This is a genomic window from Pseudomonas sp. LAIL14HWK12:I10 (assembly GCF_900184205.1).
Lineage (GTDB): Bacteria > Pseudomonadota > Gammaproteobacteria > Pseudomonadales > Pseudomonadaceae > Aquipseudomonas > Aquipseudomonas kermanshahensis.
The window spans coordinates 62,167-76,182 of the sequence record NZ_FXWU01000005.1; the positions used below are offsets into that span (position 1 = coordinate 62,167).

At 65.4% G+C, this 14,016-nt stretch carries 15 protein-coding genes; 14 read left to right on the top strand and 1 reads right to left on the bottom strand.

The features are described 5' to 3' along the window. Position 1: 1 nt before the first annotated feature. The 14 genes from QOS90_RS12865 (at position 2) to qhpG (ending at position 12,604) form a co-directional block, all read left to right on the top strand. On the top strand, positions 2-544 hold the full coding sequence (locus tag QOS90_RS12865) for a pilus assembly protein (RefSeq protein ID WP_085272961.1): 543 nt from the start codon (positions 2-4) through the stop codon (positions 542-544). Further along, the gene (locus QOS90_RS12870) at positions 531-1,094 is read left to right on the top strand and encodes a GspMb/PilO family protein (RefSeq protein WP_027593468.1); all 564 of its coding nucleotides are present in this window, start codon (positions 531-533) and stop codon (positions 1,092-1,094) included. Before QOS90_RS12865 ends, QOS90_RS12870 begins: the two co-directional genes overlap by 14 nt. Beyond that, complete coding sequence (locus QOS90_RS12875; RefSeq protein ID WP_085272960.1) at positions 1,094-1,603, top strand: hypothetical protein; 510 nt, start codon at positions 1,094-1,096, stop codon at positions 1,601-1,603. Before QOS90_RS12870 ends, QOS90_RS12875 begins: the two co-directional genes overlap by 1 nt. Beyond that, positions 1,600-3,465 (top strand): secretin GspD/PilQ domain-containing protein, encoded by a 1,866-nt coding sequence (locus tag QOS90_RS12880; RefSeq protein WP_027593466.1) that lies wholly within the window; start codon positions 1,600-1,602, stop codon positions 3,463-3,465. Before QOS90_RS12875 ends, QOS90_RS12880 begins: the two co-directional genes overlap by 4 nt. Next, positions 3,462-3,935 carry a type II secretion system protein gene (locus tag QOS90_RS12885; RefSeq protein ID WP_033694024.1) on the top strand — a complete coding sequence of 158 codons (474 nt, stop codon included), beginning with the start codon at positions 3,462-3,464 and terminating at the stop codon, positions 3,933-3,935. The genes QOS90_RS12880 and QOS90_RS12885 overlap by 4 nt, the downstream gene beginning before the upstream one ends. 5 nt (positions 3,936-3,940) lie before the next feature. Beyond that, a complete protein-coding gene (locus tag QOS90_RS12890) occupies positions 3,941-4,315 on the top strand; it encodes a type II secretion system protein (protein WP_085272959.1) in 375 nt (124 codons plus the stop codon). Continuing rightward, positions 4,290-4,817 carry a type II secretion system protein gene (locus tag QOS90_RS12895; protein ID WP_085272958.1) on the top strand — a complete coding sequence of 176 codons (528 nt, stop codon included), beginning with the start codon at positions 4,290-4,292 and terminating at the stop codon, positions 4,815-4,817. The genes QOS90_RS12890 and QOS90_RS12895 overlap by 26 nt, the downstream gene beginning before the upstream one ends. Continuing rightward, positions 4,814-5,215 (top strand): curli production assembly/transport protein CsgE, encoded by a 402-nt coding sequence (gene csgE / locus QOS90_RS12900; protein WP_085272957.1) that lies wholly within the window; start codon positions 4,814-4,816, stop codon positions 5,213-5,215. The genes QOS90_RS12895 and csgE overlap by 4 nt, the downstream gene beginning before the upstream one ends. Continuing rightward, on the top strand, positions 5,212-5,625 hold the full coding sequence (locus QOS90_RS12905; protein WP_027593461.1) for a curli assembly protein CsgF: 414 nt from the start codon (positions 5,212-5,214) through the stop codon (positions 5,623-5,625). Before csgE ends, QOS90_RS12905 begins: the two co-directional genes overlap by 4 nt. A gap of 34 nt (positions 5,626-5,659) precedes the next feature. Then, positions 5,660-6,511 (top strand): CsgG/HfaB family protein, encoded by an 852-nt coding sequence (locus QOS90_RS12910; RefSeq protein ID WP_085272956.1) that lies wholly within the window; start codon positions 5,660-5,662, stop codon positions 6,509-6,511. Between the two features lie 495 nt (positions 6,512-7,006). After that, a complete protein-coding gene (locus tag QOS90_RS12915) occupies positions 7,007-8,917 on the top strand; it encodes a sigma-54-dependent Fis family transcriptional regulator (protein WP_085272955.1) in 1,911 nt (636 codons plus the stop codon). 1 nt (position 8,918) lies between these two features. Continuing rightward, positions 8,919-10,652 carry an ABC transporter ATP-binding protein gene (locus QOS90_RS12920; RefSeq protein ID WP_027593458.1) on the top strand — a complete coding sequence of 578 codons (1,734 nt, stop codon included), beginning with the start codon at positions 8,919-8,921 and terminating at the stop codon, positions 10,650-10,652. Beyond that, positions 10,642-11,319: a subtilisin-like serine protease QhpE gene (gene qhpE / locus QOS90_RS12925; protein WP_085272954.1), complete on the top strand. Its 678-nt coding sequence runs from the start codon at positions 10,642-10,644 to the stop codon at positions 11,317-11,319. Before QOS90_RS12920 ends, qhpE begins: the two co-directional genes overlap by 11 nt. Continuing rightward, positions 11,312-12,604, top strand: a complete 1,293-nt coding sequence (gene qhpG / locus QOS90_RS12930) for a flavin-dependent monooxygenase QhpG (RefSeq protein ID WP_085272953.1) — start codon at positions 11,312-11,314, stop codon at positions 12,602-12,604. The genes qhpE and qhpG overlap by 8 nt, the downstream gene beginning before the upstream one ends. 36 nt (positions 12,605-12,640) lie before the next feature. Here qhpG and QOS90_RS12935 read toward each other — a convergent pair whose 3' ends face one another. Continuing rightward, complete coding sequence (locus QOS90_RS12935; RefSeq protein ID WP_085272952.1) at positions 12,641-13,954, bottom strand: alginate export family protein; 1,314 nt, start codon at positions 13,952-13,954, stop codon at positions 12,641-12,643. Positions 13,955-14,016: the final 62 nt, after the last annotated feature.

Below are 14,016 nucleotides of genomic sequence, written 5' to 3' on the forward strand. Positions count from 1 at the left end.
CATGCGCCGCCTCGACTTGGAATTCCAGCCCCGCCGCAATGGCGCCTTGGCTTGGTCGCTGCTGGCCCTGGGCTGTGCAGGGGTGGCCGCACTGGTGCTGCTGCAACACCACCTGCAGGGCGAGCAAGGGGACCTCGAAGGCCGCCTGCACAGCCTGGAGCTGCAACTGGGCCGGCGCCCAGCCACCGCTGCGCCGCAAAGCAGTGCAGCCAGCCGCGAGCAGGCCGAGCGCCTGGCGCAGATGCGCAATGTCTCGCAGCAGCTGCAACGGCCCTGGCAGCAACTGTTCGCCATGCTCGAAGCACTGCCGCAGGACGATGTGGCGCTGCTTGGCCTGACCCCGGACGCTCGCAAGGGCCAGGTCCGCATTGCCGCCGAGGCGCGCAACCTGGAGGCGATGCTGCAGTACCACCAGCGCCTGGAGGCCAGTGCCGAGCTCAGCGATGTTTCGTTGCTCAATCACGAGGTGATGGTGAGCCAGCCGGAGCACCCGGTGCGTTTCACCCTGACCGCCACCTGGGAGACCGGCCATGCGCGCCCCTGAACCGCTTAGCAGCCTGATCATTCAGGAGCACCTGCGCCGTATCGGCCCGGTGGGCCTGGCCGCCGTTGCCGTTGGCCTGCTGGTGGTCGGCGTGGCAGTGGCCGGCGTATTGCCGCAATGGCAAAGCGTGCGCGAACTGCGGGCCAGCGAGGCAGACGCCAGTGTGCAAGTAGGGCGGGTGCAGCGCGGTGAGCTGAAAATCGCGGTCAAGCCCGAGCAGCAGGCCCTCGACACCCTGCGTCAACAACTGCCCGGTCAGCCGCAGGCCAGCGAACTGATCGAGCGGCTGTATCACCTGGCCAGTGCCGAGCACATCAGCCTGGCACGCGGCGAGTACGCCCTGGGCATCGACCCGAAAACCCAGTTGGCGCGCTACCAGATCGTGCTGCCGGTCCGCGGCAGTTACCCGCAGATCCGTGGCTTCCTCAAGGGCCTGCTTGGCCAGCTGCCGACCTTGGTGCTGGAAGACCTTGAGCTGCAACGCAAACGCATCGGCGACAGCGAGCTCAACGCCCGCCTGCGCATGACCCTCTACCTGTCGAGGTCGTGATGAATACTCAACGTGGGTTGGTCTGGCTCGGGTTTTTTGGGCTTTCTGCCGCGCTGGCGTGGGCGCCTGGGCATTGGTTTGGCCAGCAAGTCGAGGACGCCCCAATCGCCGGCAAGCCGGCTCCCACAGGTTCGGGGGTGCCCATGGAACCGGTGGGAGCGGGCTTGCCCGCGAATAGGCCAGAACAGGCCTCCACCGACCTGTTCCCGAGCCAGCGCTGGACCAAACCCAAGGCCCTGGCCACCGTCACCGAACAACCGATCATCGCCACACCCGTGGTGGTTGCCGCACCCACGGCACCGGCGTTGCCCTTCCAGTTCGTCGGCCGCCTGGGCGATCGCGACGACCTGCAGGTTTTTCTGCAGAGCGGCGAAAAACTCTACGTCGTGCGCCAGGGCGACGTCATCGAAGACACCTACCGCCTCGACCGGGTCTCGGCCAACGAGCTGAGCCTGGTCTACCTGCCTTTGCATCAGTCGCAGACCTTGTCTGTTGGGAGCGCACCATGAAGTCATCGAAGCTGTGCAAGCCTGCTCCGTTCCTGCTGTTGGCGCTGTGCGTGGCCATCGCCGGCTGCGGCTCCAGTGCGGTACGCGAAGACAGCGCAGAACTGATGAAGGAGGGGCAGTACGAAGCCGGCATCGCGCGCCTGGAAGAGGCCCTGCGTGAAGACCCGCGCGACACCGAACTGAACATCGCCCTGGCCCATGGCCGCCAGGCGGCGGTCGAGGCACTGCTGAGCCAGGCCGACAGCGACCGTATCCGCCACGACTTTGCCGGTGCGCGCATGGGCTACGGCCGGGTGCTGAGCATCGAGCCCAACAACCGCCGTGCCCAGGAAGGCATCCGTCAACTGGAGCTGATCCGCACCCTCGACGAACGCGTCGCCCTCGGCCAGGCGGCCCTGCGCCAGGGCGACCTGTTCGGTGCCGAGCGCTACATGCGCGAAGTGCTGCGCCTGGACCCGCAGAACCAGAAGGGCATGACCCTGCGCAGCGACATCGAGAACGTCCAGGCACGCACTGCGCAGCCCTTCCCGCAGCTGCGCAGCAAGCTGGAGCGCCCGGTCACCCTAGAGTTTCGTGATGCCAACCTGAAGACCATCTTCGAAGTGCTGTCCCAGGTCGCTGGCATCAACTTCATCTTCGACAAAGACCTGCGCCCGGACATGAAGGCCACCATCTTCGTCCGCGACGTCCGCATCGAGGACGCCGTGGCCCTGCTGCTGGAGCAGAATCAGTTGCGCCAGAAGATCGTCAACGACAACACCCTGATGATCTACCCCGACTCGCCGCAAAAGGCCAAGGACTACCAGGAACTGGTCATGCGCACCTTCTACCTGACCAGCATCGACGCCAACACCGCGCTGAACATGGTCAAGACCATGCTCAAGACCCGCGATGTGTTCGTCGACGAGCGCCTCAACACCTTGACCATGCGCGACAGCCCCGACGCGGTGCGCATGGCCGAGAAACTGCTGCAGTCCCAGGACCAGTCCAACCCTGAAGTGGTACTGGAAGTGGAGGTTATGGAGGTGGCCACCTCGCGCATCCTCGACCTCGGCCTGCAATGGCCCAACACCTTCGGCGTGCTGACCTCCGACGGCAAACCGGTCAGCGTGCTGGACCAGTTGCGCGGCATCGACTCCAGCCGCATCAGTATCTCGCCGGCCCCACAAGCCAAGATCAACGCCCAGGACAAGGACATCAACACCCTGGCAAGCCCGGTGATCCGCGTCAGCAACCGTGAGCAGGCACGCATCCACATCGGCCAGCGGGTGCCGATTATCAGCGCCACCTCGGTGCCGTCGACCCAGGGCCCCGTGATCACCGAAAGCGTCACCTACCTGGACGTGGGCCTGAAGCTTGAAGTGCAGCCTACCGTGCACCTGAACAACGAAGTGGCGATCAAGATTGCGCTGGAGGTCAGCAACGCCACCCCACTGGAGGCCACGCGCCAGGGCACCATTCCGGTTCAGGTCGATACCCGCAACGCCCAGACCAGCCTGCGCCTGCACGACGGCGAAACCCAGGTACTGGCCGGGCTGGTGCGTAACGACCACAACGCCAGCGGCAACAAGATCCCCGGCCTGGGCGACATCCCCGGCCTGGGCCGGCTGTTCGGCAGCAACAAGGACGACATGAGCAAGTCCGAACTGGTGCTGGCGATCACCCCGCGCATCGTGCGCAACCTGCCGTACCAGAGCCCGTCGGACATGGAGTTTGCCACCGGCACCGAGTCGAGCCTGCAAGTCCGCCAGATGGCACCGCTGCCGCCAACCGATGTACCGGGCAATACGCCGTCCGGTGACACGCCGGTAGTAGAAAGCCAAATGGCCGTGGTGCCTGCCAACGGGAGCCCACGCCCATGAAACGCCGCATGCAAGGCTTCAGCCTGATCGAGGTGGTGCTGACCCTGGCACTGCTCGGGCTGCTCGCCAGCATGGCCGCGCCGCTGACCGAAACCGTGGTGCGCCGCGGCAAGGAGCAGCAACTGCGCGAGGCGCTGTACCAGATCCGCGATGCCATCGATGCCTACAAGCGCGCCTTTGACGCCGGCTACATCGAAAAACGCCTGGATGCCAGCGGCTACCCGCCCAACCTGCAGGTGTTGGTCGACGGGGTGCGTGATGTGCGCAGTGCCAAGGGGGCCAAGTTCTACTTCCTGCGGCGCATCCCCCACGACCCGCTGCTGGCGGCCAAGGAGGACGATGAGGGGGCCTGGGGCCTGCGTGCCTACGACAGCAGTCCCGACAGCCCACGGGAAGGCGAAGACGTCTTCGACGTGTATTCCAAGGCCCGTGGCAAAGGCCTCAACAACATCCCCTACGGGCAATGGTGACGGCCATGAAACGCAGCCGAGGCTTCACCCTGATCGAACTGCTGGTGGTGATGGCGATTATCGCCACGCTGATGACCATCGCCATGCCGCGCTACTTCAACAGCCTGGAGAGCTCCCGCGAGGCCACCCTGCGCCAGAGCCTGGCAGTGCTGCGCGAGTCGCTGGACCACTTCTACGGCGACACCGGGCACTACCCCGATTCGCTTGAGCAACTGGTCGAGCTGCGCTACCTGCGCAACACCCCGGTGGATCCGATCACCGAACGCAGCGATGCCTGGCAACTGGTGCCACCGCCAGAAGGTGTGGCCGGTGGCGTGGCCGACATCAAAAGCGGCGCTACAGGGAGGGCGCGTGATGGCAGCCTCTATGCTGAATGGTAAGGCCTGTGCCGGCTTCACCTACCTGGGCGTGCTGCTGCTGATCGCGGTCAGCAGCGTGGCCCTGGCCGCCACCGGGACGGTCTGGTCGAGTGCCGCCCAGCGCGACCACGAGCGCCAGTTGCTGTGGGTCGGCAGCCAGTACGCCCAAGCCCTGCGCAGTTACTACCGCGCATCGCCGGGGCTGGCCCAGTACCCCCAGGACCTGGCCGACCTGTTGCAGGACAACCGCTTCCCCGAGGCCAAGCGGCACATCCGCAGGCTCTACCCGGACCCGATCAGCAACAGCGACGACTGGGGCCTGCTGCGCTCGATCGACGGCCGCATCACCGGCGTGCACAGCCGCTCGGACGCCACCCCGTTCAAACGCAGTGGCTTTGCCGCCGAGTGGTCGGGCTTCGAAGGGCTGGAGCACTACAGCGACTGGCAGTTCGTCGCCGAGCAGGCGTTCGCCGACAGCCCCAACGGTGCCCAGCCCCATGCCGGTCCGGGAGACACGCCATGAACCGCCTGGCTGCGCTGTGCCTGAGCCTGTTGCTGGCGAGCTCGCTGAGCAGCGCGCTGAAGGCGGCTGAAGAGGACGAGATGATGGGCTTTATCGTCGACAACACCATCTCGCACATCGGCCACGATTTTTACTACTACTTCGCCGACCGCCTGCGTGCCACCAGCCGCCTGGACTTCAACCTGGTAGTGCGCGAACGCCCGGATGCCCGCTGGGGCAGCCTGATCACCGTGGAGTTCGAGCGCGACGTGATGTACCGCCGCTTCCTGCCACCCAACACCACGGAACTCAAAGAAGAGGCCGTCGCGGCCGCCGACCTGGTCAAGCAGCAGATCATCCAACGCAAGTTGCAACGCCTGCTGCAGGACACCACCGATCTGGAGAGGGACGAGCTATGAAAACCCGCATTCCCCGTTGCATCGCCGCCTGCCTGCTGGCCAGCGCCTGTGCTGCCCAGGCCACCGAGCTGGTGTACACCCCGGTCAACCCGGCCTTCGGCGGCAACCCGCTCAACGGCACCTGGTTGCTGAACAACGCCCAGGCGCAGAACGACTACGACGACCCCGACCTCAAGGACCGTGCGTCTGCCTTCTCGGGCACTTCGGCCCTGGAGCGCTTCAGCAATCAGCTGGAGTCGCGGATGTTGTCGCAGCTGCTGGACAACATCAGCAATGGCAGCACCGGAAGCATGGCCACCGATGCCTTCCTGATCGACGTTATCGACGATTCAGGGGCGCTGAGCATCAAGGTCACCGACCGCGCCACAGGAGAAATTTCGATCATTGAGGTCAGCGGCCTAAACCCCTGAGAGGGGAAGGCATTTATGTTGGGGAGAGAACACCATGAAACGTCTGCTGAGCACGCTGCTGATCCTCACCGCCCTTGGCCTGCAAAGTGGTTGCAGCCTGCGCGAACCCATGTCGGCCGAACAGGACTCGGAAACCCCGACCCTGACCCCGCGCGCCTCGACCTATTACGACCTGATCAACATGCCACGCCCTAAAGGCCGGCTGATGGCGGTGGTGTATGGCTTCCGCGACCAGACCGGGCAGTACAAACCCACCCCGGCCAGTTCGTTCTCGACCAGCGTCACCCAAGGCGCGGCGAGCATGCTGATGGACGCCCTGAGCGCCAGTGGCTGGTTCGTGGTGCTGGAGCGTGAAGGCCTGCAGAACCTGTTGACCGAACGCAAGATCATCCGCGCCTCACAGAAGAAGCCGGATGTTGCAGAGAACATCATGGGCGAACTGCCGCCGCTGCAGGCCGCCAACCTGATGCTCGAAGGCGGCATCATCGCCTATGACACCAACGTGCGCAGTGGCGGGGAAGGGGCGCGTTACTTAGGCATAGACATCTCCCGCGAGTACCGCGTCGACCAGGTGACCGTGAACCTGCGCGCAGTCGATGTGCGCACCGGGCAGGTGCTGGCCAACGTCATGACCAGCAAGACCATCTACTCGGTTGGGCGCAGTGCCGGGGTGTTCAAGTTCATCGAGTTCAAGAAGTTGCTGGAGGCGGAGGTGGGGTATACCACCAATGAGCCGGCGCAGCTGTGCGTGCTGTCGGCGATCGAGGCGGCGGTGGGGCATTTGCTGGCGCAGGGGATCGAGCGGCGGTTGTGGCAGGTGGCGGGGGAGGCGGGGGATGGCAAGGCGACGGTGGACAAGTACCTGAGCCAGTATCAGCAGCCGTGATCGACGTTGAGGGCCTCTTCGCCGGTGAACCCGCTCCCACAGGTACTGCGTAGCCTTTGAGATCAAGCTATTCGCCTACAGAGGTTTGGCGCCTGTGAGATCGAGCGCCGCCCGCGCGGCGCTTCGCGGGGCAAGCCCGCTCCCACATCTGTTTCGGGCCAGTCACTCCAGTGAGCTCACCTCTGTCCGCTGTATTTGCCAATCCAGTATCGAGGGTAGCGCTGCGGTCCTTCATCTATCTCCAGCCATGCACCCAGGGGGCCGCGCGCCATAGGTACAGGAGTAACTGGCCCGAAACAGATGTGGGAGCGGGCTTGCCCCGCGAAGCGCCGCGCGGGCGGCGCTCGATCTCTGCCCGCACACAAAACCCAAGCCATGCACTTCCAGCCATACCCCAACCCATCAACCAGATGACGCCCAGCCTTTTCTCCCGCACACTGCGAAAAATTCCCAAGCCTGTACCCCGCCACTCGCGGGGCGCAGCCGGAGTAGAAAATGGCGCGACAACTAATAACAAACGCCCAAGACCCGCTACACGAATCCCGCCAGGCCCGGCTCAAGCTGGCCAGCGAAGGCGAGCTGCCATTGGGCATGCTGCGCGATGAAATCGACGCGTCCTGGCGCCGCAGCCTGGGCCATGGCCTGGACTGCCTGCAAGGCGAGCAGGTCGGCCTGGGCCTGGAGCAAGGCCATGACCTGCGCATGCTGTTGGAGCGCAACCGCTTGTTGGTCGATGCCGTCACCCCCGAGCTGGATTACCTGGTCTCGCGCCAGGGCAAGGCGGGCATCATCATCCTCGGTGATGCCCAGGCCAACGTGCTGGCCATCGAAGGCCAAACCCACGTGCTCAGCCGCGAAGGCCTGCGTGACCTGCACCCAGGCAGTTGCTGGAGCGAATCCCTGCGTGGCACCAATGCCATCGGCACGGCCGTGGTAGAAGGGCGGCCGACCTTGATCAATTGTGGCGAACACTACCTCGATCGCCTCAGCCCGTTCTCTTGCACCTCGGTGCCGCTGCGTGACCCGCGGGGCGAGGTGATCGGTGTGCTCGACATCACCCGCGAAGGCGTGATGGCGCAGCCGCAGGACAGCCTGTCGACGCTGATGCTGGCAGCCGGCAACATCGAAGGTCGGCTGTTCGGCCTGTGCCACCCCGAGCAACTGGTGCTGGCCTTCCACAGCCGCCCGCAGTACCTCAACAGCGCCTGGCACGGTCTATTGGCATTGAGCCTGGACGGCGAAGTGCTGGCGGCCAACGACAGTGCCTGCCAATTGTTGCAGGTGCCGCGCCAGGACCTCATTGGCCGGCGTAGCAGCGACCTGCTCGGCGAGCGCTCGCCAGCCTTCATCGCCCGGCTGTGGCAGGGCGGTGTCAGCAGTGTGCAGACGGCCAAGGGCGAGTTCTTCTTCCGCGCGTTGCAACTGCCACGTCACGGCCAGCTGAACGGCAGCGTGGCGGTGAGCAAGCCGGCGCTGGCCAACAGGTCACCGGCGCTCGATGCACTGGCCGGTGACGACCCACGCCTGGCGCGCAACCTGCGCATGGCCCGCCAGGGCCTGGGCAATGGCCTGCCGGTGTTGCTGCTGGGTGAGACCGGCACCGGCAAGGAAGTCGTCGCCCGGGCCCTGCACCAGGCCAGCCCGCGGGCCGACAAGCCGTTCGTGGCGGTCAACTGCGCGGCCATTCCTGAAGGGCTGATCGAATCCGAACTGTTTGGCTACCGCGAAGGGGCGTTCACCGGCTCGCGCCGTGGCGGCATGGTCGGGCGGCTGATGCAGGCCCATGGCGGCACGCTGTTCCTCGACGAGATCGGCGACATGCCGCTGGCCCTGCAGGCCAGGCTGTTGCGGGTGCTGCAAGAGCGCCGCGTGGCGCCGCTGGGCGCGGGTGACGAGCAGGACATCGACGTGGCGCTGATCTGCGCCACCCACCGCGACCTCAAACGCCTGGTGCTTGAACAGCATTTTCGCGAAGACCTCTATTACCGGGTCAATGGCGTCTCGCTGCGCCTGCCGGCCCTGCGCGAGCGTGACGACCTGGCCGGGATCATCCAAGGGCTGCTGGACAAGTCCGGTGCCAAGGGCGTGAGCCTGGACCCGGCGCTCAGCGCCTTGCTCGAAGGCTTCGACTGGCCAGGCAACATCCGCCAGCTGGAGATGGTCGTGCGCACCGCGCTGGCCATGCGCGAGGACGGTGAGCAGGTGCTGACCCTCGATCACCTCACCGATTGCCTGCTCGATGAACTGGCCAGCGGCACGACGCCGTCCGGCAGCCTCAAGGACAATGAACTGGAGCTGATTCGCAGCGCCCTGGGCCGCCACCAGGGCAACGTCTCGGCCGCCGCCGAGGCCCTGGGTATCAGCCGGGCGACGCTGTACCGCAAGCTCAAGCAGTTGCGTAGCTGACATGGGTGGTTTGTTCGCAAGGCTGGTAGAGACCAGCGACCCTGTCCTCATGCGTCAGGCGTTGGCCTGGCTGTATGGTTTCGTCCGCCCCCATCGACGCGCCATCGGTGTGCTGCTGGGCTTGTCCTTGGGCGCGTCACTGCTGGCCCTGGCGCAACCCTGGCTGGTCAAGACACTGATCGACGAAGGCCTGTTGGCCAAGGACTACCAGACCCTCTGGCACATGGCGGCGATCATGATCACTGCGGGCCTGCTGGGCACCGTGCTGGCCGGGGTCAACCGCTACCTGCATACGCGATTGTCCGGGCGCATTCTGTTCGCGCTGCGTGATGACCTTTACCGCCACCTGCAACAGTTGTCGCCCACTTTTTACGGGCGGCGGCGCATCGGCGATATCCTTTCGCGGCTGGATGGCGACGTCGCCGAAATCCAGCGCTTTGCCGTGGACTCGCTGTTTTCAGCGGTGTCTGCCGTGATCGGGCTGATGGGGGCGGTGGCCTTGATGCTGATGTTGTCTTGGCAGCTGTCGCTGTTGCTGGCGCTGCTGATCCCGATCGAGGTGCTGTGGTTGCGCTGGATGCGGCGCAAGGTCGAGCGCGAGGTGCGCAGCCTGCGTGAGCGCTCGGCCGATGTGTCGTCGTTTCTGGTCGAGACACTGCCGGCCATGAAGTTCATTCAGGCCGCGGGCCAGCAGGGGCGCGAAGCCGGGCGCCTGGACCAGTTGGGTCAGGGCTACATGAGCCAGTTGCTCAAGGTGCAGGTGACCGAGTTCTTTACCCAGGCGATACCCGGCACGCTGACCTCCTGGTGCCGCGCCTGCGCCTTTTTGGTAGGCGGCTGGTGGGTGATTCAAGGTACCTGGCAACTGGGCGCGCTGATCGCGTTTTCCACGTACATGGGCATGGCAGTCGGGCCGGTGCAAAGCCTGTTGGGCTTGTATGTGGCGGTGCAGCGCATGGCCGTGAGCTTGGGCCGGGTAATGGAGCTTAAGCAAGAAGCCGTTGCCGTGCGCCAGGCGGACACGCCGCAGCCGATACCAGACGGGCCAGGTGAATTGCGCCTGGAGGCCTTGCACTTCGCCCATGACGGGCGCCAAGGCGCGGTGCTGAGCGACGTGAATATCTGCGTGCCGGGTGGCCTGAAGGTCGCCATCAGCGGCGCCTCTGGGGTCGGCAAGTCGACCTTGATCGATCTGTTGCAACGGTTCTACGACCCGGACGCCGGGCGCATCCTGCTGGATGGCACCGACCTGCGCGAACTCGACCTGGCGGCGCTGCGTCGGCGCATTGCCGTGGTCAGCCAGGACATCGTGTTGTTCCGTGGCACCCTGGCGCAGAACCTTGCCTACGGGGTGCCCGAAGCCAGCCGTGCCGAGCTTGAGCGGGTGGTGCGCCTGGCGCGCCTGGACAGCCTGGTCGAAAGCCTGCCCTTGGGGCTGGACGGGCTGTTGGGCGAGCGTGGCCAGCAGCTGTCTGGCGGGCAGAAGCAACGTATCGCCATTGCCCGCGCGGTGTTGCAGGCCCCTGCGATCCTGGTGCTGGACGAGGCCACGTCGGCGGTAGACGAAGCGACCGAGCGCGAAGTGATCGCGGCCATCGACCAGCTGTTTGCCGGGCGCACGCGCATTCTGATCAGCCACCGAGCCTCGACCCTCGCCGATGCCGACTTGCATTTGCACCTGCATGATGGGCAACTGAAGGTGTTGCCCCAGGAGGCCATCAAGCATGGGCAATGAGTTGCGTGTCGGGGTCATCGACAGCGGTTGCTCGTCGGACCAAGCACTGGATTTGCTGGGCGCACGGCGTTTCTGGCTTGAGGACGGCCAGCTGCGCGAAGGCGAAGCGTTGCCCGACCAACTAGGCCACGGCAGTGCCGTTGTTGCAGGCCTGCTGCGTGAGTCTGGCCCGGTGCCGCTGTTGCTGGCCCAGGTGTTTTCTGCGCAGGCGAGCACCAGTGCGTTGCAGGTGGCCGCCGCATTGTTATGGCTGGTGGAAGAGGGGGCGACGCTGATCAACCTTAGCCTCGGCCTGCTGCAGGACCGGCCCGTGCTGCACCAGGCCTGCGCCGAGGCCCAGGCGGCTGGCGTGCTGCTGTGCGCCTCCAGCCCGGCGCAGGGTGGGGCGGTGTACCCGGCCAGTTACCCGGGCGTGATTCGCATGACCGGCGATGCGCGTTGTGCACCGGGGCAGTGGTCCTGGCTGGGCACTGCACAGGCGGACTTCGGTGGCCATGTCGGCGCCGGTGGCCTGGCTGGGGCAAGCCTGGGTTGCGCTGCGCTGAGCGGGCGCGTTGCAGCGTTACTGCGTGAGCGGCCCGGCATGGGCCGGCAGCAGGTGTTCGACTGGCTGCGCGCCCATGCCGCATTCAGCGGCCCTGAGCGGCGAGGTGCCGAGGATGAGTGAGCCGCACATCGTGGTGCTGGGTGCCGGCCCCGCGGGGGCTGCCACGGCGATCGGCCTGCGCCGCCTGGGCTACCTGGTCACGGTGGTATCTGAGTGGCGCCGCTTTGCTGCCGTGGAAGGCGTTTCGCAGCGGGTACTGGAAGGTCTGCGGCACGCGGGCCTGGGCCGGGCCCTGAGCGAGGCGGCGATGCCAGCGACACGTCAGGTGCGCTGGAATGGCGAGCACCTGCAGATGAACCAGGAGTTTCTGCTCGACCGGCAACGCTTCGACCGTGCCTTGCGTGATGACCTTGCACGGGCGGGAGTGACGCTGGTTGAAGGGCGCATCCGTGAGGTGGCCCGTGCCGAGGGTCATCAGGTGCGCCTGGACGACGGGCAAATGCTGCAGGCTGAATTTCTGGTTGAGGCCCGTGGGCGCCAGGCACCGTTGGCAGCTGACCGCATGCGCGGACCTGAGACGATCAGTTTGCTCAACGTCTGGCATGACGCCCCTGGCGCACCGGCTTCGGCGGTGGAAAGCCTGGACGACGGCTGGTCCTGGATGGCCAGGTTGGCCGATGGGCGCTGTTATTGGCAGATTACCGTCGATGCCCAAGGGGTGCCGACCAAGGCCGCCCTGCCTGAGTACTGCGCCACACGGCGCCGTGACTCGGCGTTAGTGGCCGAATTGTTCGGGGCGCAGGCGATGGAACCTGCACAGGTACATGCCCGTAGCAGTACCGCGATACTGGCCGGCGAATGCGTGGGGGATGACTGGATACGGGTGGGGGATGCTGCGATGGCGGTTGACCCACTCTCGGGGAACGGAATTTTCCAGTCGCTGTCGTCGGCGCTGCAGGCGCCTGTGGTGATCAATACCCTGTTGCGACGGCCCGAGCGGGCTGCGCTGGCGCGTCAATTTCATCAACAGCGGGTTGAGCAGTTGTTCATGCGCTTTGCCCGTATCGGGCGGGATTTTTATAGTCAGGAGCAGACACGCGCAGGGCTGCCGTTCTGGGCGCGTCGGCGGGGTTGGCCCGATGCCCAGTCGCTGCATTTGGCGGCCGATTGGCAGTCAGTACAGGTAGCGCGCAGGCCGGTGTTGCGTGATGGTTTTGTGGATGAGGCCGAAGTGGTAGTGACGGCGGATCAGCCGTTGGGGGTTTGGCATTTGCAGGGGGTGGAGCTGGCGCCGGTGGTGCGCGCGGTGCTGGCTGGGCAGGCGTTGGATGAGGTCATGAGCAGCCACTCCGAGGCGCAACAGATGATGCTGCGGCGGTGGCTGGCGGAGCAGGGCAGGCCCTGAGACCCAGGGGCCGCACAGCGGCCCCAAGATCCTCAGTCAGAAGAAAGTCCCAACCACCAACTGCATATAGGTCCCGGTATCGCGGCTACCCATCTGCGTACCGCCATTCGCCGCACTGCGCTCCGGCTTGTAGAACCCCACCAGCGGGCTGATCAGCAGGTGCTCGTTGACCATCCATTCCACATACAGGTCCAGCTCACGCCCACCCAGGTTGCCCTGGTCGGTGTCAAGTGTGTCGAAGTCGAAGTACAACGTCCCCACCGTCAGGTTGTCACGCGGCTTGCCTTTGAGCGCGACGTGGTGCACCTGGCTGTTCTTGTTGAAGGGCCCGGCATAGTTGGCGGCCACCTCGCCCTGAAACCAGGTGCCGTAACCGCGGCTCAGGCCATAGAACAGCGGGTCGAAATCTTCCGAAAAACGGCTGTAGCGGTAGGTGGCGGTTGGCGTCCAGGGCAGTTCGGAAAACGTCCAGTTGCCCTCAAGGTACCAAGCGTTCTCGCGCCCGCCTGTGCGGTCTTGGGTGACGTATTCGCCGGCCAGTTCCAGGTCCTTGACCCCCAGGTTACCGCGCCCGCGCAGGCTGACTGTGTCCATGCCGTCGCGGTGCTCCAGGCCCATGATCTGCGCGTAGCGCTGGTCGACGTCGAGGCCGCGGATCCAACTGAGCCCGACTGTGCCAGCGTCGGCGACATGCTCGATGTTGGTCACCGCCATCGACGTGTTGGCCTGGTAATGGTTGTCGGATTTGAGCCACATCAGGTCGCCACGCCAGCCTTGCTTGCCGCCCAGGCGCAGCACGGCGGTGCGGTCGAAGGCTTTGCGTGCGGCCAGGTAATAGGCGCCGCCGCGGTCGAAGTTCGCGCCCAGGTCGACCTTGCCCAGGTTGACCGGGTCGCCCTGGATCAGGAAACCATCGCCCAGGGTCACCACCTGACGGCCACCGGAGAGGTCGATGCCATCTTCGCCCAGGGCCGGGAACAGGTTGGCTGAGCGCCAGCCCAGGTACAGGTCTTCGAAGGCGGTGCGGCGTTCGTCGCCGAGCGTCAGGCCTGCAGCGTCGCCATCACCCCAGGTGGCAGAGCTGAGCAGGTTGACGGCGCCATACAGTGCGCCGCTGTCGGCCAGGGCCTGGCTGCCGCTTAGGCCGTATTTGACGTAGCCCTCGCGCCAGTTGCTGCTGCCGGGTTGGCGGTTGCCGGCCTGGTTGTAGCTTTCGTCGCTGTGGAAGACGCCGAACAGGGCTTCGAGGTCGGCGTTGAGGGTGGTGCCGTTTTGGTTGTAGAGCTCGTGGGCTTGGGTGAGGGTTGTGCTGAACAAAAGTGCCAACGTGCAGGCGAGCGTGTGCTTCATGGTGTGCTCCATGTTTTTGTTGTTGTGTTTGGGTTGCCTGTGCCGGCCTTTTCGCAGCACAA